The 19,847-nt window shown below is 67.2% G+C and carries 23 protein-coding genes; 15 read left to right on the plus strand and 8 right to left on the minus strand.

Going from position 1 to position 19,847, the window contains the following annotated elements:
- Nucleotides 1–9 precede the first annotated feature (9 nt).
- Genes CT3_RS08540 through ccmI form a run of 11 tightly spaced genes read left to right on the plus strand, consistent with a single transcriptional unit; the run spans nt 10 to nt 7,727 of the window.
- Nucleotides 10–498 carry a nitrate reductase cytochrome c-type subunit gene (locus CT3_RS08540; protein ID WP_066536105.1) on the plus strand — a complete coding sequence of 163 codons (489 nt, stop codon included), beginning with the start codon at nt 10–12 and terminating at the stop codon, nt 496–498.
- 30 nt (nt 499–528) lie between these two features.
- Nucleotides 529–1,176: a cytochrome c3 family protein gene (locus CT3_RS08545; RefSeq protein WP_066534939.1), complete on the plus strand. Its 648-nt coding sequence runs from the start codon at nt 529–531 to the stop codon at nt 1,174–1,176.
- A gap of 5 nt (nt 1,177–1,181) precedes the next feature.
- The gene (gene ccmA, locus CT3_RS08550; RefSeq protein WP_083520373.1) at nt 1,182–1,883 is read left to right on the plus strand and encodes a cytochrome c biogenesis heme-transporting ATPase CcmA; all 702 of its coding nucleotides are present in this window, start codon (nt 1,182–1,184) and stop codon (nt 1,881–1,883) included.
- 53 nt (nt 1,884–1,936) lie between these two features.
- Entirely contained in the window at nt 1,937–2,533 is a 597-nt protein-coding gene (gene ccmB / locus CT3_RS08555; RefSeq protein ID WP_066536098.1) for a heme exporter protein CcmB, read from the plus strand.
- A 1-nt stretch (nt 2,534) separates the two neighbouring features.
- Nucleotides 2,535–3,302, plus strand: a complete 768-nt coding sequence (gene ccmC / locus CT3_RS08560; protein WP_225608570.1) for a heme ABC transporter permease CcmC — start codon at nt 2,535–2,537, stop codon at nt 3,300–3,302.
- Nucleotides 3,302–3,433: a heme exporter protein CcmD gene (gene ccmD, locus CT3_RS08565; protein WP_083520371.1), complete on the plus strand. Its 132-nt coding sequence runs from the start codon at nt 3,302–3,304 to the stop codon at nt 3,431–3,433. Before ccmC ends, ccmD begins: the two co-directional genes overlap by 1 nt.
- Nucleotides 3,430–3,870, plus strand: a complete 441-nt coding sequence (gene ccmE, locus CT3_RS08570) for a cytochrome c maturation protein CcmE (protein ID WP_098066119.1) — start codon at nt 3,430–3,432, stop codon at nt 3,868–3,870. Before ccmD ends, ccmE begins: the two co-directional genes overlap by 4 nt.
- Nucleotides 3,867–5,873: a heme lyase CcmF/NrfE family subunit gene (locus tag CT3_RS08575; protein WP_066534930.1), complete on the plus strand. Its 2,007-nt coding sequence runs from the start codon at nt 3,867–3,869 to the stop codon at nt 5,871–5,873. Before ccmE ends, CT3_RS08575 begins: the two co-directional genes overlap by 4 nt.
- The gene (locus tag CT3_RS08580) at nt 5,873–6,391 is read left to right on the plus strand and encodes a DsbE family thiol:disulfide interchange protein (protein WP_066534928.1); all 519 of its coding nucleotides are present in this window, start codon (nt 5,873–5,875) and stop codon (nt 6,389–6,391) included. Before CT3_RS08575 ends, CT3_RS08580 begins: the two co-directional genes overlap by 1 nt.
- Nucleotides 6,388–6,840, plus strand: coding sequence for a cytochrome c-type biogenesis protein (locus CT3_RS08585; protein ID WP_066534925.1), 453 nt, complete (start codon nt 6,388–6,390; stop codon nt 6,838–6,840). The genes CT3_RS08580 and CT3_RS08585 overlap by 4 nt, the downstream gene beginning before the upstream one ends.
- Complete coding sequence (gene ccmI, locus CT3_RS08590; protein ID WP_066534922.1) at nt 6,837–7,727, plus strand: c-type cytochrome biogenesis protein CcmI; 891 nt, start codon at nt 6,837–6,839, stop codon at nt 7,725–7,727. The genes CT3_RS08585 and ccmI overlap by 4 nt, the downstream gene beginning before the upstream one ends.
- A 261-nt stretch (nt 7,728–7,988) precedes the next feature.
- Here ccmI and CT3_RS08595 read toward each other — a convergent pair whose 3' ends face one another.
- From CT3_RS08595 to CT3_RS08605, 3 genes are read right to left on the minus strand one after another with little or no spacing between them, the layout of a single operon-like run.
- Nucleotides 7,989–9,101, minus strand: a complete 1,113-nt coding sequence (locus CT3_RS08595; protein WP_066534921.1) for an isopenicillin N synthase family dioxygenase — start codon at nt 9,099–9,101, stop codon at nt 7,989–7,991.
- Nucleotides 9,098–10,495: an O-acetylhomoserine aminocarboxypropyltransferase/cysteine synthase family protein gene (locus CT3_RS08600; protein ID WP_083520369.1), complete on the minus strand. Its 1,398-nt coding sequence runs from the start codon at nt 10,493–10,495 to the stop codon at nt 9,098–9,100. The genes CT3_RS08595 and CT3_RS08600 overlap by 4 nt, the downstream gene beginning before the upstream one ends.
- A complete protein-coding gene (locus CT3_RS08605; RefSeq protein WP_066534920.1) occupies nt 10,492–11,061 on the minus strand; it encodes an OsmC family protein in 570 nt (189 codons plus the stop codon). The genes CT3_RS08600 and CT3_RS08605 overlap by 4 nt, the downstream gene beginning before the upstream one ends.
- A gap of 212 nt (nt 11,062–11,273) precedes the next feature.
- On the opposite strand from CT3_RS08605, the gene CT3_RS08610 reads away from it, so the two are divergent.
- The 4 genes from CT3_RS08610 to CT3_RS08625 are packed head-to-tail and all read left to right on the plus strand — an operon-like array spanning nt 11,274 to nt 15,368.
- Nucleotides 11,274–12,299 (plus strand): ABC transporter substrate-binding protein, encoded by a 1,026-nt coding sequence (locus CT3_RS08610; protein WP_066534918.1) that lies wholly within the window; start codon nt 11,274–11,276, stop codon nt 12,297–12,299.
- On the plus strand, nt 12,296–13,387 hold the full coding sequence (locus CT3_RS08615) for an ABC transporter permease (RefSeq protein WP_083520368.1): 1,092 nt from the start codon (nt 12,296–12,298) through the stop codon (nt 13,385–13,387). Before CT3_RS08610 ends, CT3_RS08615 begins: the two co-directional genes overlap by 4 nt.
- A complete protein-coding gene (locus tag CT3_RS08620; RefSeq protein ID WP_066534916.1) occupies nt 13,381–14,187 on the plus strand; it encodes an ABC transporter ATP-binding protein in 807 nt (268 codons plus the stop codon). Before CT3_RS08615 ends, CT3_RS08620 begins: the two co-directional genes overlap by 7 nt.
- Complete coding sequence (locus CT3_RS08625; protein ID WP_066534912.1) at nt 14,187–15,368, plus strand: c-type cytochrome; 1,182 nt, start codon at nt 14,187–14,189, stop codon at nt 15,366–15,368. Before CT3_RS08620 ends, CT3_RS08625 begins: the two co-directional genes overlap by 1 nt.
- Nucleotides 15,369–15,471: 103 nt before the next feature.
- Here CT3_RS08625 and CT3_RS08630 read toward each other — a convergent pair whose 3' ends face one another.
- The 5 genes from CT3_RS08630 to CT3_RS08650 all read right to left on the minus strand — a co-directional run bounded on the left by CT3_RS08630 (nt 15,472) and on the right by CT3_RS08650 (nt 19,843).
- Nucleotides 15,472–16,407 (minus strand): CysB family HTH-type transcriptional regulator, encoded by a 936-nt coding sequence (locus CT3_RS08630; protein WP_066534910.1) that lies wholly within the window; start codon nt 16,405–16,407, stop codon nt 15,472–15,474.
- Nucleotides 16,408–16,437: 30 nt separating this feature from the next.
- Nucleotides 16,438–16,797, minus strand: a complete 360-nt coding sequence (locus tag CT3_RS08635; RefSeq protein ID WP_066534908.1) for a VOC family protein — start codon at nt 16,795–16,797, stop codon at nt 16,438–16,440.
- Between the two features lie 499 nt (nt 16,798–17,296).
- Nucleotides 17,297–17,950, minus strand: a complete 654-nt coding sequence (locus CT3_RS08640) for a methionine ABC transporter permease (RefSeq protein ID WP_066534906.1) — start codon at nt 17,948–17,950, stop codon at nt 17,297–17,299.
- Entirely contained in the window at nt 17,934–19,007 is a 1,074-nt protein-coding gene (locus CT3_RS08645; protein WP_066534903.1) for a methionine ABC transporter ATP-binding protein, read from the minus strand. The genes CT3_RS08640 and CT3_RS08645 overlap by 17 nt, the downstream gene beginning before the upstream one ends.
- Before the next feature lie 8 nt (nt 19,008–19,015).
- Nucleotides 19,016–19,843: a MetQ/NlpA family ABC transporter substrate-binding protein gene (locus CT3_RS08650; RefSeq protein WP_066534896.1), complete on the minus strand. Its 828-nt coding sequence runs from the start codon at nt 19,841–19,843 to the stop codon at nt 19,016–19,018.
- Nucleotides 19,844–19,847 lie beyond the last annotated feature (4 nt).

Raw genomic sequence — 19,847 nt, forward strand, 5'->3', positions numbered from 1 at the left:
GTGTGGATCATGAACTTCATTCGTACTCTTTTTCTGATGCTGTGCATGGGAGCCGCCCTGGCACAGCCAGTGGCACGCCCTTTCACGGACGCTGCACGCGGCCCCGCGCCCATCATGGAGACCACCAAGCCTCCGGTGCTGGGCAATGCCATCAATGACGATGTGCGCCGCACGCGCAACTACACCTGGCAGCCGCCGACCATTCCGCACCGGGTGGATGGCTACCAGGTGGACAAGAACTTCAACAAGTGCATGGACTGCCATTCGCGCACCAAGGCGGAAGTCTCGCAGGCGGTGCCGGTGTCGGTGACGCACTACATGGACCGCGACGGCCACATGCTGGGCCAGGTCTCCACGCGCCGCTACTTCTGCATGCAGTGCCATGTGAGCCAGGATGCAGTCCGCCCGCTGGTGAACAACACCTTCATGGATGTGGACGCCCTGATCCTGAAGTCCATGCGGTCGCAGTCGGGCGCACAGGCCACCCAGAAAAACTGACGCTGCCTTGTGCAGCACAAGAGAACCATCATGTTGACACTTCTCAAGCGCTACTGGGCGGTCATCCGCCGCCCCAGCGTGCACTTCAGCCTGGGGTTTCTGACCATCGGGGGCTTTATTGGCGGCATCCTGTTCTGGGGTGCCTTCAATACCGCCATGGAGTTCACCAACACCGAGAAATTCTGTACCAGCTGCCATGAAATGCGCGACAACGTGTATGCCGAGCTGAAGAGCACCATCCACTACACCAACCGCTCCGGTGTGCGGGCCGTGTGTTCCAACTGCCATGTGCCGCATGACTGGACCGACAAGATGGCCCGCAAGATGCAGGCGTCCAAGGAAGTCTGGGGCAAGATCTTCGGCACCATCGACACGCCGGAAAAATTCCAGGAAAAGCGCCTGGAGCTGGCGCAGCATGAATGGGCGCGTCTGAAGGCCAATGATTCACTGGAGTGCCGCAACTGCCACAACTACGACTCCATGGACTTCACCCGCCAGAGCCTGCGCGCGCAGAACATGCACGCGACCTACCTGGCGAGCAAGGAAAAGACCTGCATCGACTGCCACAAGGGTATTGCCCACAAGCTGCCGCACATTCCACCGGGGCAGGGACCGGGCAACGACACCCCGGGCCAGGTGGTTCCCATGGCCGCCACACCGGTGGCGCAAGCGAAGTAGTGGGGATGGCAGGAGACGGCGCCGCAGCCCCGGATCGACCGGTATCGCTGGCGGTCTCGGGTCTGGGGTGTCTGCGCGGCGGCAAGGTGCTGTTCCGCGACCTCGGCTTTGTGCTGGAGCGCGGGCAGGCCCTGGTGGTGAATGGCGCCAATGGAGCGGGCAAGAGCAGCCTGCTGCGCAGCCTGGCAGGACTGCTGCCCTGGCGGGCCGGGCAGCTGCAGTGGTGTGGGCACACCTTGAAACCCACCGATGCGGCGTATGCGCAGCGTCTGGCCTATCTGGGCCACCACAGCGGCATGAGCGACACCTTGACCGGGCTGGAGAATCTGCGCTTTGCGCTGACCCTGGCGGAGGTCCCTTGGGATACCGGTCAGGTGCAGCAGGTGCTGCAGCAGCTGGCTCTGCAGGATATGGTGTCGCGCCCCCTGGGCCGGCTGTCCCAGGGGCAGCGGCGCAGGCTGGCACTGGCCCGCGTCTGGCTCAGCCAGCGGCCGCTGTGGCTGCTGGACGAACCGGACAATTCCCTGGATGGCGAAGGCTGCCAGCGTCTGGTGCAGATGCTGGACCAGCATCTGGATGCCGGAGGGCTGGCGGTGGTGGTCTGCCACCGCGGCCTGGCGCTGCCGCCGCAGCACACCCAGACCCTCTCGCTGTCTGCGGCAGCAGAGCGTGCCCCGGCTCTGGTGCAGGAGGCAGTGCCATGCTAGCCGCGGTTTTGGGGCGCGAGCTGCGCCTGGCCTCCCGGCGCCCGGCCGATGCGCTGGGCGGACTGCTGTTCTTTGTGCTGGTGGGCAGCCTTTTTCCGCTGGCGCTGGGGCCGGACGCCAACTTGCTGCAGCAGATTGCGCCTGGTGTGATGTGGGTGGCCGCCTTGCTGGCCGTGCTGTTGGGCCAGCACCGGTTGTTTGAAGGCGACTGGGCCGATGGCTCGCTGGAGCAGTGGCTGCTGGCGCCCCAGCCGCTGCCACTGCTGGTGCTGGCCAAGGTGGCGGCGCATTGGCTGCTGGGCGTAGCCCCCTTGCTGTTGGTGGCGCCGCTGCTGGGCTGGCAGTACGGGCTCGACGGCGCGGTGATCGCTGTGCTGCTGGCGTCCCTGGCGCTGGGCACCCCCAGCCTGTACCTGCTGGCGGCCTTGGGCGCTGCACTGACCTTGGGGTTGCGCGGGCAGTTGCTGCTGGTGCTGGTGGTGCTGCCGCTGTCCATCCCCGTTCTGATTTTTGGCAGCCATGCGGTGGCCCAGGCCCAGCAGGGGCTGAGTGCGGCGCCTGCGCTGAACCTGCTGGGCGCTTTTCTGTGCCTGGCCCTGCTGGCAGGGCCGTGGGCCATTGGTGCGGCGCTGCGCCTTGCCTTGGAGTGACATGAAAACCCTGAACCCCGTTTCCTCCCAGACGGTGGCAACTTCGGCTCGCACCGTGCCCCGACGCTGGCGCCAGCTGGCATCACCCCCCGTCTTCTATCACTGGGCTGGCCGGGTCTGGCCCTGGATGGCGGTGCTGGCGGTGGTGCTGGCGGTGGCCGGTCTGTGGCTGGGGTTTGCGGTGGCCCCCACCGACCACCAGCAGGGCGAGGTGTACCGCATCATCTTCCTGCATGTGCCTGCGGCCTGGATGTCGATGTTCATCTACCTGGTGGCCGCCCTGCATGCGGCCCTGGGTCTGGTCTATGGCACCCGCCTGTCGCCGCTGCTGGCACGGGCCCTGGCGCCGACGGGCGCGGTGTTCACGGTCATCGCACTGTGGACCGGAGCAGCCTGGGGCAAGCCCACCTGGGGAGCCTGGTGGGTGTGGGATGCCCGGCTCACGTCGGAGCTGATCCTGCTGTTCCTGTACCTGGGCTATCTGGGCGTGGTGTCCGCCATCGAGGACCCGCGCCGCGCGGACAGCGCCGGCGCCATCGTGCTGCTGGCGGGCGTGGTCAACGTTCCCATCATCTATTTTTCGGTGCAGTGGTGGAGCACGCTGCACCAGGGCGCCACCATCCGCATGGATGCCGCGCCCAGCATGACGCACACCATGCTGGCCGGCATGCTGCTGATGGCGCTGGCCTGCTGGGCCTACACCCTGGCCATGGCGCTGGTGCGCACCCGTTGCCTGATTGTGGAACGCGCAGGCGAGGAGCAACTGTGATGCAGGACCATGCTTTTTTTATTGCCCTGGCCTACGGCGTGAGTGCCATGCTGCTGGTGGCTGAAGTCTGGTCGCTGTGGCGGCGCTGCCGCAGGCAGGCCGCACACACCGAAGGGGAGTTGCCGGAATGAAGCCACGTCAAAGAAGGCTGCTGTGGGTGCTGGCGGGTCTGGTGCTGGTGGCCACTGCGGTGACCCTGGTGTTGCGGGCACTGAATGCCAATGTGATGTTCTTCTACAGCCCCACGCAGGTACTGGCCGGGGAGGCGCCGCCGTCTGCCGCCTTTCGCCTGGGCGGGCTGGTGGAGTCCGGCTCGCTGCAGCGCAGCCCCGATGGGCTGCAGGTGCGGTTCATGGTGACGGATGGCGCACAGCGCGTGCCGGTGCAGTACCGTGGCCTGCTGCCGGACCTGTTCCGGGAGGGCAAGGGGGTGGTGGTGTCCGGCAAGCTGCAGGCGGGTGGCGGGTTTCAGGCCCGCGAAGTGCTGGCCAAGCACGATGAGAACTACATGCCTCCCGAAGCCGCGCACGCGTTGAAACAGGCCCAGCCTGCCAAGGAGCTGCCATGATTCCGGAGCTGGGACTGTTCGCACTGGTGCTGGCGTTGATAGTGGCCGCGGTCCAGGCCGTGGTGCCGTTGGCCGGTGCGCACTGGGGCGTGGTGGGCTGGGTGCGCCTGGCGCGGCCCGCTGCCATGCTGCTTGCCGTGCTGAGCCTGCTGTCGGCCGGCTGCCTGGTCTGGTCTTTCTGGCGGGATGACTTTTCCGTGCTGTATGTGGCGGGCAATTCGCACAGCGCGCTGCCTGCCGTCTACAAGCTGACCGCGATGTGGGGCGGCCACGAGGGCTCCATGCTGCTGTGGCAGGTGCTGCTGGCCTGCTGGAGCTGGGTGGTGGCGTGGCGCAGCCGCCATCTGCCCCCGGCGTTCGTGGCCCGGGTCCTGGCGGTGCTGGCCTGGATCGGCGTGGGCCTGCTGCTGTTTCTGCTGTTTCTCTCCAACCCCTTTACCCGGCTGGTGCCTGGCGCACCCGAAGGCAAGGACCTGAATCCGCTGCTGCAGGACCCCGGCATGGTGTTGCATCCGCCGCTGCTGTACATGGGCTATGTGGGCTTTGCCGTGCCTTTCGCCTTTGCGCTGGCGGCGCTGATTTCGGGAGAGCTGGGCGCTGCCTGGGCGCGCTGGTCCCGCTCGTGGACGCTGGCCGCCTGGGGCTTTCTCACCGTGGGCATTCTGCTGGGCAGCGCCTGGGCGTACTACGTGCTGGGCTGGGGCGGCTGGTGGTTCTGGGACCCGGTGGAAAACGCTTCCTTCATGCCCTGGCTGGTGGGCACCGCGCTGCTGCATTCGCTGATAGTGACGGACCAGCGCGGCGCATTCCGCAGCTGGTCGGCCTTGTTGGCTATTTCGGCGTTCTCGTTGAGCCTGCTGGGCACGTTCCTGGTGCGCTCGGGGGTGCTGACCTCGGTGCACGCCTTTGCCGTCGATCCCGGGCGCGGGCTGTACATCCTGTGCTTCATCGTGGCCGTGGTGGGGACTTCGCTGTGGCTGTTTGCCTGGCGGGCCCAGGCGCTGGGGCAGGGTGAAGGCCGGTTCGCCATGCTGTCGCGCGAGTCGCTGCTGCTGGTGAACAACGTGCTGTTCAGCGCGGCCGCGCTGGCGGTGCTGATCGGCACGCTGTATCCGCTGGCCCTGGATGTGCTCAGCGGCGAGAAGATTTCGGTGGGCCCGCCGTACTTTGAAGCCGTGTTCGTGCCCCTGGTGCTGCCGGCCCTGCTGTTGATGGCCGTGGGCACGGTGGCGCGCTGGAAGCACAGCACCGAGCGGGAGCTGTGGGTCCGCCTGCGCATGCCTGTGCTGTGGACCGGGGTCTGCACCACAGTGCTGGTGCTGGCCGAAGGCTGGCTGGGTGCGCAGGTCTCCGCCGCCACGCTGCTGGGCATGGCCCTGGGGCTGTGGTGCATTCTGGGCACCGCGGGCCATGCGGTGCAGCGCCTGCGCCAAGGGGTGGACAGCGGCCAGGGGTGGCAGCGTGTGCTGCGCCAGCCTTGGGGCTGGTGGGGCATGCTGGCGGCGCACACCGGGGTGGGCGTTTTCATTCTGGCGGTGAGCCTGGCCAACGGCATGGAGCGCAAGCTGGAAACCACACTGGCGCAGGGCGAGTCGGTGGAGCTGGCGGGCTACCACTTCCGCTTCGACAGCCTGGCAGCTGTCGAAGGACCGAACTACGACGCACAGCGTGCGCAGTTCAGTGTGCACACCGAGGGACAGACGCCGTGGCGGATGTTCCCGGAAAAGCGTGTGTTCCGCGTCCAGAGCATGCCGCTGAGCCAGGCGGCCATCGACAGCAGCTGGACGCGAGACGTGTTCCTGGCCCTGGGGGAACCGCTGGACCCCGAAGGCCGCGCCTGGACGGTGCGCCTGCAGATCAAGCCGTTCATGGACTGGATCTGGGTGGGCACCCTGATGATGGCGCTGGGCGCCGGCCTGAGCCTGCTGGACCGGCGCTTCCGCCTGGCCCCGCGCCGTGAGCCACGGGCTGCGCTGCAGCCTCTGCAGGAAAGGAGCGCCTGATGCGGTTCATCTTGCCCTTGGCGGCCTTCCTGGCCTTGGCGGTGATGCTGGGCCTGGGGCTGCAGCGCAATCCGCGCGATGTGCCGTCTGCGCTGGTGGAGCGGGCGGCGCCGGCCATTGAACGCCCCCTGCTGGACAAGCCGGAGCAGTTGCTGAGCGTGCAGGCGCTGCACGGGCAGGCCTGGGTGCTGAATGTGTGGGCCTCGTGGTGTGCGCCGTGCCGGCAGGAGCTGCCGGTGCTGCAGGCCATGTCACAGGCTGACCAGGTGCCGGTGTATGGCCTGAACTACAAGGACCAGTCGGCCAAGGCCCAGGCGCTGTTGCGCGTGGCGGGCAATCCCTACCAGGCATCGGCCGTGGATGCGGACGGGCGCGTGGGCATGGACTGGGGCATACAGGGAGTGCCCGAGACGTTTGTGATCGATGGACAGGGGCGGGTGCGCTATCGCCATGCCGGGCCGGTGACGGCCGAGGTCTGGCGTGACCGCATCCGACCGGTATTGGAGGCCGTGCGATGAAGCTCCACACAGTGCTGGGTGGTGGCCTGTTGCTGGTGGCCCTGGGGGGACATGCCAACCCGGCCGAGCCCTTGCAGGCCAGGGAAATGGCGCTGGCGGCGCAGCTGCGCTGCGTGGTCTGCCAGAACCAGACCGTGGCCGAATCGCATGCCCCGATGGCGGCCGACATGCGGCGTGAAATCCGCGCACAGATGGAGCAGGGCCGCAGCGATGCCGAGGTGGTGGCCTTCTTCGAGCAGCGCTACGGCGCTTTCGTGCGCTACAACCCGCCCTGGAAGCCGTCCACCTGGCTGCTATGGGGCGGTCCCTTTGTGGTGGTGATTGCGGGGCTGCTGCTGCTGCGCCGCACGTTGCGGCGGCGCCAGACGCCACCGTCCACGCTGTCGGCCGCACAGCGCCAGCAGGTGCAGACGTGGCTGCACCAGTCCGACGGGAAGGAGCAGCCATGAACGATGTGCAACTGCTGTGGGTGGGCGTGCTGGCCCTGATCCTGCTGAGTTTGGGGGTGTTGCTGCCAGCCTTGCTGGTGGAGGTGGCACCGGAATCGCTGCCACGCAGCGACGATGCGCTGCGCGGCCTGTACCAGACCCAGCTGGCCGAGCTGGAGCGCGAACGGGCGGGGGAGCGCCTGAGTGCGGCAGACCATGCCCAGGCGGTGGATGAGTTGCAGGCGCGCCTGCTGGCCGAGCTAGAGCGGCGCACCCCGGCTGGCCTGCGCCGGCACAGTGTGTGGCTGCAGCGCGGCAGCGGCCTGCTGCTGGCGGTGCTGGTGCCTGTGGGCGCGATGCTGCTCTATACGCAGGTGGGCGATCCGCAGGCGGTGGTGCGCCTGGGCCAGGTGCAGGAAAGCGACCACATGGCCCGGGAGGGGCAGGTGCAGGCCATGGTGGCCAGCCTGGCCCACAAGCTGCAGGAGGAGCCGCAGAATCTGCCCGGCTGGCTGATGCTGGCGCGTTCCTACGAAACCCTGGAGCGCTACGGCGATGCCGCCCAGGCCTACCAGCAGGCCTTGGAGGAAGCACGCCGCAGCGGTCTGGATACCGACACCCAGGCGCGGCTGCTGGCAGACCAGGCCGATGCCTTGGCTTCGGCGGCCGGCGGCAGCCTGGAAGGGGAGGCGGGGGCTGCCATTGCGCAGGCCCTGCGTCTGCAGCCGACCCAGGCCAAGGCCCTGGCCCTGGCCGGCAGTGCCGCGGTGCGGCGTGGGGACATCGCCCTGGCCCGCCAGCATTGGCAGGCGTTGCTGGCGCAGATGGAGCCCGGGTCGGACATGGCGCTGCGGGTGCAGGATGATCTGCTGAAGCTGGAGGCCTTGCAGGCTGGCCCCGACAAGTGAGCAACCCCGGAGGCTGGTTGCCGGTGGCGGTGTGACCACGGACTACGGCGACAGCGGCGGCTGCGGGTCGGTGGGCCGGCCTCCATACTGCGGGTCGCCCGCCATGACAAAGGCCCTGGCTGCGGACACAGCCAGGGCCTTTTTCGCGGTGTTCACCCGCTTCACCGTGGGGGCGGCGCAGCCGCCCGGGGTTGCTTGCGTGTGCAGAGCGCTGCACCGTGCCAGGTAACACTACATCACACAGAGCCTGCTGAACAAGGTTCAGTAGGCGCTGGGCTTGGCTGTCTTGTCCAGCAGGGCAAATTGCGCCGGGTAGAACTTCTCCGCCACATCCAGGTGGGAGCGCACCCGGCCCTTGAGTGCATTGGTGCCGATGTGGCTGAACAAGGGGTTCAGCGGGTCGCTCTCAGGGCCACGTGCCTGCTGCGCCAGATGGGAGGGCAGGTCCAGCAGCGGCACTTCCTGGGCGTGCAGGCTGGGCGAGAAGAAATACGCGATCGAGTAGCGGCTGACGCCCGAGCGGGGAGACAGCACGCGGTGCACATTGGCGCGCAGATAGCCGTTGGTGGCCAGCTCCAGCATTTCGCCGATGTTCACCACAAAGGCGTTCTTGCGGGGCGGCACATCCAGCCAGCCTTGCGGGGTCTGCACCTGCAGCCCGCCCACCTGGTCCTGCAGCAGCAGGGTGAGCAGGCCTCCATCCTTGTGGGCTCCGACGCCCTGGTCGGACTGGCCCTGGGCCTGGCCGGGGTAGTGGATGATCTTCAGGCGGTTGTTGTGCGGCGGTGCCACCAGGGCGTTCAGGGCCGTGGCGGGCTGCTCCAGTGCCACCAGAAAGGCCTGCAGCAGGCGCTTGGCCACATCGCGCGTGGTGTCCAGCCAGGCCAGGATATCGCTTTGCAGCTGCGGCAGCTCGGCAGGCCACTGGTTGGGGCCTTGCAGGCCCCACCAGGCGGGCGTGTCGGCGGCTTGTGCCACGGGCTCCAGCTCTTCGCCGAAGTCGATCTGTTCGCGCAGGTCGGGCTGCAGGCGGGTGATTTCACCGCCCACACCGGTGTAGCCCCGGAAATGGCGGGAGTGGTGGATGGCAATGCGCTGCTTCACCTCGGGGGGCAGGGCGAAGAACTGGCGGGCCACGGCTTCCAGCCGCTCGATCTGCTCGGGCGCAATGCCATGCCCTTCCAGATAGAAGAAACCGATGTCGCGTGCAATCCGAGCCAGCCGGGCGTGGGCGGGCGTGTGCCGGGTGGAGTCGCCCAGCTCGGCCAGGTTGATGACCGGCAGGGAGTCCAGCGGGGTGTCCAGGGCGGAAAGGGCCTGGGCAGCATTCAGGGATGTGGTGGCGGGGCGAAGGGCTTGTGCAACGGTGCTCATGAAGGCTCCTGGAGAAGTTCAAGGTCGGGTGTGGAGGCGGGCAAGGCCGTGGCGGTCTGCGCATGGCCCAAGGCCTGGCCCAGGTCGGCCAGCAGGTCGTGCGGGTGTTCGATGCCGATGGACAGGCGCACCAGCCCCGGGGCAATGCCCACCCGTGCCAGCTCGGCATCGGGCAGCAGGTGGTGGGTGGTTTCCGCCGGGATGGCGGCCAGGGATTTGCTGTCGCCGATGTTGACCAGGCGCAGAAACAGCTGCAGCGCGTCATAGAAGCGCTGGGCGGCGGGGCGGCCGCCGTGCAGCTCCAGGGACAGCAGCCCGGGCACGAGGCTGCCGCGCAGGTACTGCGTGGCATGGCCGTGGTCGGGATGGCCGGGGTGGGCCACGTGGTGGATGCGCGCCACCTGGGGTTGGGTCTGCAGAAAGTCCAGCACGGCCCGGGTGTTGCTGCTGATGCGTTCCATGCGCAGCGCCAGCGTTTCCAGCCCTTGCAGCAGCAAGAAAGCCGAATGCGCCGCCAGCGTGGCGCCGGCATTGCGCAGCATGACGGTGCGTGCACGGGCGACCAGGGGGGCATCGGGATAGCGTTCGGTGAACACCACCTGGTGAAAGGCCGGATCGGGGTGGGTCAGCTGGGGGTAGCGGTCGGACCGGGCCTGCCAGTCGAAGCGGCCGCCATCCACAATCAGCCCGCCCATGGCCGTACCGTGGCCGCCGATGTACTTGGTGGCCGAGTGCACCACCACATCGGCGCCATGCTCCAGCGGGCGGATCAGCAGGGGCGTGGCGCTGGTGTTGTCCACCACTACGGCCACGCCCTGGGCATGGGCCAGCGCGGCAATGGCGGCGATGTCGGCGACATCGCCGGAAGGGTTGCCCACGGATTCCAGAAACACTGCCTTGGTCTGCGGCGTGAAGGCCGCGCGCAGGGCGTCGTGGTCGCCCCGGCCCACCACGGTGCTGGCAATGCCGCGGCCTTGCAGCACATGCACGACCAGGTTGTGGGAGCCGCCATACAGGGCCGAGGCCAGGATCACATGGTCCCCGGCCCGGGCCAGCGTGGCCAGGGTGATGTCGATGGCAGCCATGCCGGAGGCCACGGCCAGTGCGGCCGTGCCGCCTTCGAGCCGGGCGATGCGCTGCTCCAGCACGGTTTGCGTGGGGTTGCCGGTACGGGCGTAGATATGGCCTTCCTGCACCAGGTCGAACAGTTCGGCGCCGTGTTGCGCATCCTCAAACAGAAAGGATGTGGTCTGGTAGATGGGCACGGCCGCGCTGCGCTGGTGCTGCAACCCGTCATAGCCGGCGTGCAGCACGACGGTGTCGGGCTGCCATGCGGGTGTGGGCGCTGGCACAGGCGCTGGCGGCTGCCGGCCCTGGGCAGGTGCGGTGCTCATGCGGGCTGCGCCTCCTTGGCGGCAGGGGCTGCGGCCTGGGGGGCCGGCTGGGCGCGCACCAGCGTGCCCACGACCTGCTGCGGGTTGCGCAGCAGGTTCAGAATGGGGCAGTTCTTCTCGACCGCCGCGAACAGCTCGTTCAGCTGCGCATCCGAGGCGCTGGAGGCGACCTGGACTTCGTACTGGATGTTGTGCGGCCAGATGGGGGTGGCCTCGTGGCCGGGGTGGCCGCCGCGCGGATCGATGGTGCCGCGCACATCCACTTCGATGCTGTCCAGCGGCACCTGCAGCAGCGCAGCCTGGATTTCAAAGATGTGCGTCACGCAGGTGCCCAGCACGCCCAGTTGCAGCTCGGGCGAGGAGGGGCCCAGGTTGAAGCCGGCAAAGTCGTAGGGGCTGTCGCTGATGACCTGGTGCTCGCGGATGCGCAGGCGGCGGATGCCGCTGCGGCCTTCGGCCGAGACATGGGCGTGCAAGGACGTGGCCTGGGCACTGCCGTCGGCAATGCGTTGCTGGCGAGCCAGTACGGCGCGGCGTTTGTGGGACAGATAGTCGTTCAGGCTCATGGTGTGCTCCGTTGGAATGCCGCCATGGTCTGCCAAGCCTGCACCGCAAGGCTACGAAGCTTTTTGTGTTTGCATATGCGCTTTTTGCTGTGCGGCCGTCGCCTGGGCGCGGCGGTGTTTTGCGCATATGGATACACGCTTTCGTTCGTTGCCGCAGCGCGGTCTGGCGTCCTATCGTGCTGCCACTTTTCACAGTTTCCTGGAGGGAGCACATGGACGAATTTCTGCCCACGGCGCACGGCACGCCCTGGAACCGCCGCCATTTCCTGGGAGCGGCTGCGGCCGCTGGTGCAGCCGGTGCCGCAGGCCTGCTGCCGCTGGCGGTGCATTCGCAGCCGCGCAAGATCACCCTGGCCTGGAGCCAGGCCAGCTTCTGCCAGGTGCCGGTGCCGATTGCGCTGGAGCGCGGCCTGTTCGAGAAGAACGGCCTGCAGGTGGAGGTGCTGAACTGGGGCGGTTCTGCCGACCAGTTACTGGAGGCGCTGGCAACCGGCAAGGCCGAAGTGGGGGTGGGCCTGATCCACCGCTGGGTCAAGCCGCTGGAAGCCGGGCTGGACGTGAAGATCGTGGGCAGCGTGCACGGCGGCTGCCTGCGCCTGGTGGGGGTCAATGCGGCCGGGGTGACGCGCGATGTGAAGTCGCTCAAGGGCAAGGTGATCGGAGTGGCCGACCTGAACAGTCCGGCCAAGCAGTTCTACGGCATCCACCTGGCCAAGCTGGGGCTGGACATCGACAAGGATGTGGAGTGGCGGGTCTACCCTGCCGACCTGCTGGATGTGGCGGTGAAGAAGGGCGAGGTCCACGCCATTGCCGATGGCGACCCGAATCTCTACCTGATCGAAAAGCGCAACCCCGGCGTGTTCACCGAACTGGGCAACAGCGCCACCGGGGAATATGCCGAGAAGATCTGCTGCGTGCTGGGCGCGGGCGCCAAGTTCGTGCGCGACGACCGCAAGAGCGCTGCCGCGGTGGTGCGTGCATTGGCGCAGGCATCGGACTATGTGGCCGAGAACCCCAACGAGTCTGCCAAGATCTTCGCCAAGTACACGCCCAAGTTCGAGGTGCCTGATCTGCAGCGCCTGATTGCGGAGCTGACGTACAAGCACCATCCGCACAACAGCCGTCTGCAGGATGAGGTGCGTGAATTCGCAGCCGATTTCCGTTCGGCCGGCATTCTGAAGAAGAGCACCGACCCGGCACGCTTTGCGCGCCATATTACCCAGGATGTGCTGTCATGAGTGACGCCACCGTACTTCTGGAGCTGGCGCCGCAGGCCGGCGCGCCGATCCTGCAGCCCGCCACGCCCACGGCCGCACCTTCGACCACGGCCACCGCCGTGGCTGCGGATCCGGCACCTTCTTCGGCGGAGCAGGGTGTCTGGCGCCAGGGGCTGGTGGCGGCCCTGGCCTGGCTGCTGCTGGGCGCGCTGACCTGGTGGTGGCCCAACAAGGAAATCGGCTTCAGCGACTGGGCATACACCACGGAGTTTGCCGTGCTCACGGCCGCGCTGGCTGTGCTGCTGGCCGCGCTGGCCCTGGCGGGCGAGCGCGCGGGCCGGGTGCTGCGCTGGCTGCGGCCGGCGGGTGCCTGGCTGATCGCTGCGCCGGCGCTGCTGGCAGTGTGGGAGGTGCTGACGGCCAAGCTGGGCGTGCTGCCGCCGCCATTCTTTGCGCCGCCGCAAAGCCTGCTGGAGGTCTACCTGGACGATTCCGCCCGGCTGGGGCTGTCGGTGGCGCATTCGCTGCGGCTGCTGGTGCACGGCATCGTGATCGGCAGCCTGGTGGGTTTTGTCACCGGCGTGTGGGTGGGCTGGTCGCGCGTTGCGGGCTACTGGGTCCATCCCTTGCTGCGCTTTCTGGGACCGGTTCCGGCATCGGCACTGCTGCCACTGGCATTCTTCTTTGCCCCCAGCAGCTACAGTGCCGCGGTGTTCCTAGTGGCATTGGCCACCTTCTTCCCGGTGGCGGTGCTGACCTGGTCCGGGGTGGCCAATGTCAGCAAGAGCTATTACGACGTCGCCCGCACCCTGGGTGCATCGGAATGGTTTCTGGTGCTACGCGTGGCGATTCCGGCAGCGCTGCCCCAGGTGTTTGTGGGACTGTTCATGGGGCTGGGCGCGTCGTTCTCGGTGCTGATCACGGCGGAGATGATGGGCGTGAAAGCGGGCCTGGGCTGGTACCTGCAGTGGGCCCAGGGCTGGGCGGCCTACGCCAATATGTACGGCGCGCTGCTGGTGATGGCGGTGTTGTGCTCGGGCTTGATCACCCTGCTGTTCACCGTGCGTGACCGGCTGCTGGGCTGGCAGAAAGGAACCGTGAAATGGTGAGCGCTGCAAATGCAAGTGCCAGCAATGCGCAAGCGCTGGAGAACCCGGAGTCCCAGACCGGGGCACGCATCGATATCGCCCAGGTGTCGCACCAGTTTGCCCAGCTGCCGGTGCTGAGCGATGTCAGCCTGCAGGTGCAGCCGGGCGAGTTCGTGGCCCTGCTGGGGCCCAGCGGTTGCGGCAAGTCCACGCTGCTGCGCCTGGTGGCCGGGCTGGAGCCACCGCGCAGCGGCCACATCACGCAGGATGGCCAGCCCATCACGCGGCCCGATCCTTCGCGCATCGTGGTCTTCCAGGACCCGACCTTGTTTCCCTGGCGCACGGTGCGCGACAACGTGGCCCTGGGGCTGCAGGCGCGCAAAGTGCCCAAGGCACAGCATGCCCGGGTGGACGAGGCGCTGGCACTGGTGGGGCTGTCCGAGTTTGCGGACAGCTACCCGCACCAGCTCTCGGGCGGCATGGCCCAGCGTGCCGCACTGGCGCGTGCCCTGGTGAATGAGCCGCAACTGCTGATCCTGGATGAGCCGCTGGGCAAGCTCGATTCGCTGACCCGGCTGACCATGCAGGCCGAGCTGCTGAAACTATGGCAGCGCGCAGGCTTTTCGGTGCTGCTGGTGACACACGATGTGGAAGAGGCCTTGTTCCTGGCCAACCGGGTGGTGGTCTTCTCCGACCGTCCGGCCCGCACCGTGGCCGAGCTGGCCGTGGATCTGCCCTATCCGCGCCACCGCACGCAGCCACGCTTTGTGGAGCTGCGCCAGCAGGCGCTGCGCCATCTGGGACTGGGTGATGCGACCTGATGCCTGAGCGGATTGCAGACGCACCCTGGCTGTTCTGGCTGTTGGAAGCGGTGCACCGGTGCCAGGTGGGCCTGCTGCAGCTGTGGCATGCGCTGGGCCTGAGCGGCGAGGTGGACGGCCAGCCTGCCTGGCCCTGGGCACAGCGCATGGCGGGCGAGCGCCTGCTGCAGGACCTGGGCCAGGCACGCCAGCTGGTCTGGAGTCTGGCGGCCGTGGCCGCCGTGCTGGTGCTGGTGGGCGTCGCGGTACTGTGGCGGCGCGGCCGGCCCTGGCTGCTGGCCGGCGCCTTGCTGGCCCTGGTGCTGGCGCCCTGGCCGGAACGCCAGGTGGTGCTGGCATCGGCGGTGCCCACCAGTTTTCACCGCAACCCTCTGCCTTTTACCGATGCGGCGATCGTCCAGGGCGCGGCGCTCTACCAGCGGCAGTGCCTGCGCTGCCATGGCGAAGCGGGCAACGGGCAGGGCCCGGATGCGGCAGACCAGCCGGTCTGGCCGCCCAGTTTTTCCGGCCCGCTGCTGTGGCGCCGTGCGGAAGGAGAGCTGCTGCAGGCGGTGCGCCATGGCATGCAGGATGCGCAGGGGCGCACGACCATGCCTGGCTTTGCCGCGCAGCTGTCGGTTCCCGAGAGCTGGGCGTTGCTGCATTTTCTGCGTGCCCAGGCGGCGGGACAACTGCTGCGTGCCACGGGCAGTTGGGCCCAGCCCATTGCCTTGCCCGACATGCCGTTGCGCTGCCACCGCCCGGACAAGCTGCAGGTGCGCGACTGGCAGGGCCAGCGCCTGCGGGTGGTCAGCAGCGCCCGCGTGCAGGATGTGGCGCCGGACCCGCGCATGGTGACGCTGTGGCTGCCCCAGCCGGGGCAGGATGCTGCGCACCTTCCAGACCATGTGGATTGCGCCGTTACCTCGGGGGCGACCGCGTTGCAGGCACTGGGCTGGATCAATGCGGGCGAATCCGTGCGCGAGGTGCAGTTGCTGGCGGACAAGGCCGGTTGGCTGCGGGCGCGCAACGGCCGGGGCACGGAAAGTTGGAGCGATGACGATCTGCTGTGCCGCACCACGGATGCGCCGGCCGCTGCCCGGGGGCAGACCGAAGAGGACGGCTTGACCCGTATTCTGCGGCGCATGGATGCCGAGCCGCTGGGCTATGTCCAGGGTGGGCGGGTGCACGGCGGGCGCTGAACGCGGCCCACGTACCGCAACCACGGTCGCATTGACTGCGGATGAAAAAAAGCAGTCCTGCCGCGGTGCAGGACTGCTTTTTTGAGGAGGGAGGGACAGGGTTTCAGCCGTCGCTGTCTTCGTTCAGCTTCTGGCGCACCACATCCGGCGTCAGCGTGGGCACAAAGCTTTCGATGAAGTGGTAGGCATAGTCGCGCAGCCAGATGCCCCGGCGCACGGCAATGCGGGTGAGGTTGATCTCGAACAGGTGGCGGGCATCGATGGCGCGCAGCAGCCGGTCCCGTTCGGGGTCGAATGCGATGGAAGCCACGATGCCGATGCCCATGCCCAGCTCCACATAGGTCTTGATCACGTCGGCATCCATGGCAGTCAACACCACCTCCGGCGCCAGGCCTTCGCGTGCAAAGGCCTCGTCAATGTGGGCGCGCCCGGTGAAGCCATGCTCGTAGGTGATGATGGGGTGGCGGGCCAGATCCTCCAGCGAAATCGGCGTGCTCTGCTGCAGCAAAGGGTGATCGGGCGGGACGATCACGCTGTGGGACCAGCGGTAGCCGGGTAGGGTGACCAGTTGCTCGTAATCGGCCAGGGCTTCGGTGGCCACGCCGATGTCGGCTTCCCCGGTCAGCAGCATGTCGGCAATCTGCTGGGGAGAGCCCTGGCGCAGGTGCAGCGTGACGCCGGGGTAGATCTGGCGGAAGTCCCGCACCACGGCAGGCAGGGCATAGCGGGCCTGGGAGTGGGTGGCCGCGACGTAGAAGACGCCGGTGTCCTTTTCCTTGAAGTCCTTGCCCGCGTTCTTGAGGTTGCCGGCCTCCAGCAGCAGGCGGTCGATGATGGGCAGCAGGGTCTTGCCGGGCGTGGTCAGCCCGGTCAGCCGTTTTCCGGCGCGGGTGAATATCTCGACCCCGAGCTCTTCTTCCAGTTCACGGATCTGCCGGCTGATGGCCGGCTGGGAGGTGAACAGCACGGATGCCACTTCCGTCAGGTTGTAGTTGTTGCGGGCGGCTTCACGGATGGAGCGCAGTTGCTGGAAATTCATGGTGAGGGCTCCACGGTCTGTAATGGTTTCTCAGTGGGCGGGTTCCAGAAACTCCAGCTGGTTGCCGGCTGGGTCTTTGATGTAGATCTGCTGCGCCGGCTGGTCGGGGTGGCTTTCGATGAAGGCCAGGTCAAAGGCATGCAGGCGCTGCTTCAGATCGCCAATGCCTTGCACGTTGAACGCCACATGCTGCGAGGGTTTGCGGCCCGTGGCCCCGGTTTCCGGTGTGAAGCACAGGCGCTGCTCGCCCATCTCGAACTGCAGCAGCTGCTTGGTTTCGGGGGAATGCAGTTCGTGGGCGCCCAGCACCGTGGCATAGAAAAAGCGGATGGCTTCCTTCGAATGGGCCGGAAACTGAAAATGGATATGGTTGACCGAGGTGATGATCATGTGCGTGCGAAGCCCTTGCGGCCCGGGACGATCTGCCGGGTTGCAACAAGCCTGGTGTATTCAAAGGGAAGGGGAAGCGGGGCCAGCGTTTGCTGGGCCTACCGATGGCAGAAACCCGTGGGGTCTGACGGGGCGGTCAAGGAGCCCGTCAGGGACAGGGAAATACCGTGCGCTGGAGTAGGTCAGTGGCGCTCATCAATGCCTCGCCCGGGAAGAAAGTGGGTATGGCATTCACTATAAAAAAAGACTCTTATAAATACAATAAATGTTTTATTACTTTTTAATTACCTAAAGATATTTAGATTACTGAATATGCCTGCAGTGCTGTTTGTGCTGGGTGCTCTGTCGTGGGTGATTGGCAATGCAGCGCCTGAGGATGGGGCCGTGTGCAGGACAAGGCCGGTCGTGCGGGCGCCCATGTGAAACCGCCAGCGACCCGTGCCACAAATGGCCGGGGTCGCTGGCGGTGGGATGTCGGGCCGCCTCGGCGGCCGCGGTGTCAATGCCGGTGGTTGACCTTGCGCGACAGGGTTTCGCCGGCGAACTGCACGATGGACACCAGGGCCACCAGGATCACGATGACTTCGAACATCACCCGGGTTTCATAGCGTTCGTAGCCGTAGCGGATGGCCAGGTCGCCCAGGCCGCCCGCGCCCACGGCGCCGGCCATGGCCGAGGCGTTGACCATGGCGATCACGCTCACCGTCATCCCTCCGATGATGCCGGGCAGGGCTTCGGGCAGCAGCACATGGCGCACGATGTGCCAGCGCTTGCAGCCCATGGCGCGTGCGGCTTCCACCAGACCTGGATCCACATCGTTCAGGCTGACCTGGGCGATGCGGGCATAGAAGGGGATCAGGTTGACCGACAGCGGCACCACGGCCGCCCAGGTGCCCAGGGTGGTGCCGACGATGCTGCGGGTGACCGGCAGCAAGGCCACCAGCAGAATGATGAAGGGAATGGCACGGAAGATGTTCACCGTCACCGACAGCCCTTTGTAAAAGCGCGGCCGGGTGTACAGGCCACGCGGGCCGGTGATGGTGAGCACGATGGCCAGCAGCAGCCCCAGGCCGATGGCGATCAGCGAGGAGGTGGCCACCATCAACAGGGTTTCGGCAAAAGCCTGCAGGTATTTGTCAATCGGCGCGGACATAGCCCAGCAGCTCCAGGTGGTCGGCGCCGGTGGAGTGGCGCAATGCATCAAGGGAAGGCAGGCCGGTGGCTGGTGTGGACACCAGCAACTGGCCCAGTGAATGGCCGCGCAACCGGTCCAGCCCGCCATGCAGCAAGGTGGCCTGGCTGCCCAATGCGGCCAGGGCCTGCAGCGGCAGGCCTTGGGGGCGCTGTGCACCGGCAAAGCGCAGGCTGAGCACGGCGCGGTCGGCGCTGCTGCTGGGTTGGGGCAGCAGCTGGCGGGCCAGATCGGGGGGCAGGCCTTGCTGCAGCGGCTGCAGCAGCGCTTGCGTGGCGGCGGCCTGCGGTGCGCCGAAGACGCGCCAGACCTCGCCGATTTCCTGCACCTGGCCCTGGTCCAGCACCAGCACACGGTCGCAGATGGCGCGGATCACCGCCATGTCGTGGGTGATCAGCACCACCGTCAGGCGCAGCTGGCGGTTGATGTCGCGCAGCAGGGACAGGATGGACTGTGTGGTTTCCGGGTCCAGCGCGCTGGTGGCTTCGTCGCACAGCAGCACTTCGGGCCCGTGCACCAGGGCACGGGCAATGCCGACACGCTGCTTCTGGCCGCCGGACAGCTGTGCCGGGTAGGCCTGGCCCTTGTCCGACAGGCCGACCAGGGCCAGCAGTTCGTCCACCCGGGCCTTGATGATGGCCGGGCGTTCACCGGCCACACGCAGCGGCAGGGCCACGTTTTCGCGCACGGTCTTGGCGGACAGCAGGTTGAAGTGCTGAAAGATCATGCCGATGCGCCGGCGCAGCGCGACCAGGGCGTTTTCGTCCAGCTGCGCCGGGTCCACGCCGTGGATCTGCACCCGGCCTTCGGAAGGGGTCTCGAGCGCATTGATGGTGCGCAGCAGCGTGGATTTGCCGGCGCCGCTGCGGCCGATGATGCCGAAGACCTCGCCATGGTGGATGTCAAAGTTCACCGCCGACAGCGCCTGGACCTGGCTGCTGCGGCCGGCGTAGGACTTGCCCACGCCGTCGAACACGATGTGCGGTGCCAGTTGCACCGGAGGAGGGAGGGTGGTCATGCAGTCGCTCAGAACGCCGGAATCAGCGTGCCTTCGTACTTGGTTTCGATGAAGCGGCGGATGGCTTCGGTCTGGAAGGATGCCACCAGGGCCTTGACCCAGGGCGCGTCCTGGTCCTTGCTGCGCACGGCAATGATGTTGACGTAGGGGTTGTGCTCGCGCTTTTCCACAGCGATGCCGTCGCGGGTGGCGATCAGGCCGACCTGGTAGGCAAAGGTGTTGATGACGGCGGCGGCGTCCAGATCGGGCACCGAGCGGGCCAGGACGTTGGAGGCGGCTTCCACCAGCTGCAGCTGGCGAGGGTTGGCGGTGACGTCTGCCAGCCCTGCGGTGCCGGAGAAGGGGTCGAACCCGTCGCGCAGCTTGATCAGCCCCTGGTCGCGCAGGATGACCAGGGCGCGGGTCTGGTTGCTGGGGTCATTGGGAATGCCCACCCGGGCCTTGGCCGGCAGATCCTGCAGGCGCTTGTGCTTGTTGGAGTAGAAGGCGATCGGGGCAATCAGCGTGTTGCCTGCGGAGACGATCTGGTAGCCGCGCTGGCGCACCTGGTCTTGCAGAAAGGGCAGGTGCTGGAAGGCGTTGGCTTCCAGGTCGCCGTTGTTCAGCGCCTCGTTGGGGCTGACCGCGCCGCCCAGAACGACCAGCTGCACATCAAGGCCCTTGGCCTTGGCGGCCTTGGCCACTTCGGCCCACAGCTCTTCACCGATGCCGCCACGGATGCCCACGCGCACGCGCTGGGCCGCCTGGGCGGAAGGGAGTTGCAGCAAGGCAGCGGCGCCTGTGCCCAGCAGGGCGGCCAGTGCGCCGCGGCGCGAAGTTGGGGAAAAATGAATCATGGAT

It is taken from the genome of Comamonas terrigena NBRC 13299 (genome assembly GCF_006740045.1).
Lineage (GTDB): Bacteria > Pseudomonadota > Gammaproteobacteria > Burkholderiales > Burkholderiaceae_C > Comamonas > Comamonas terrigena.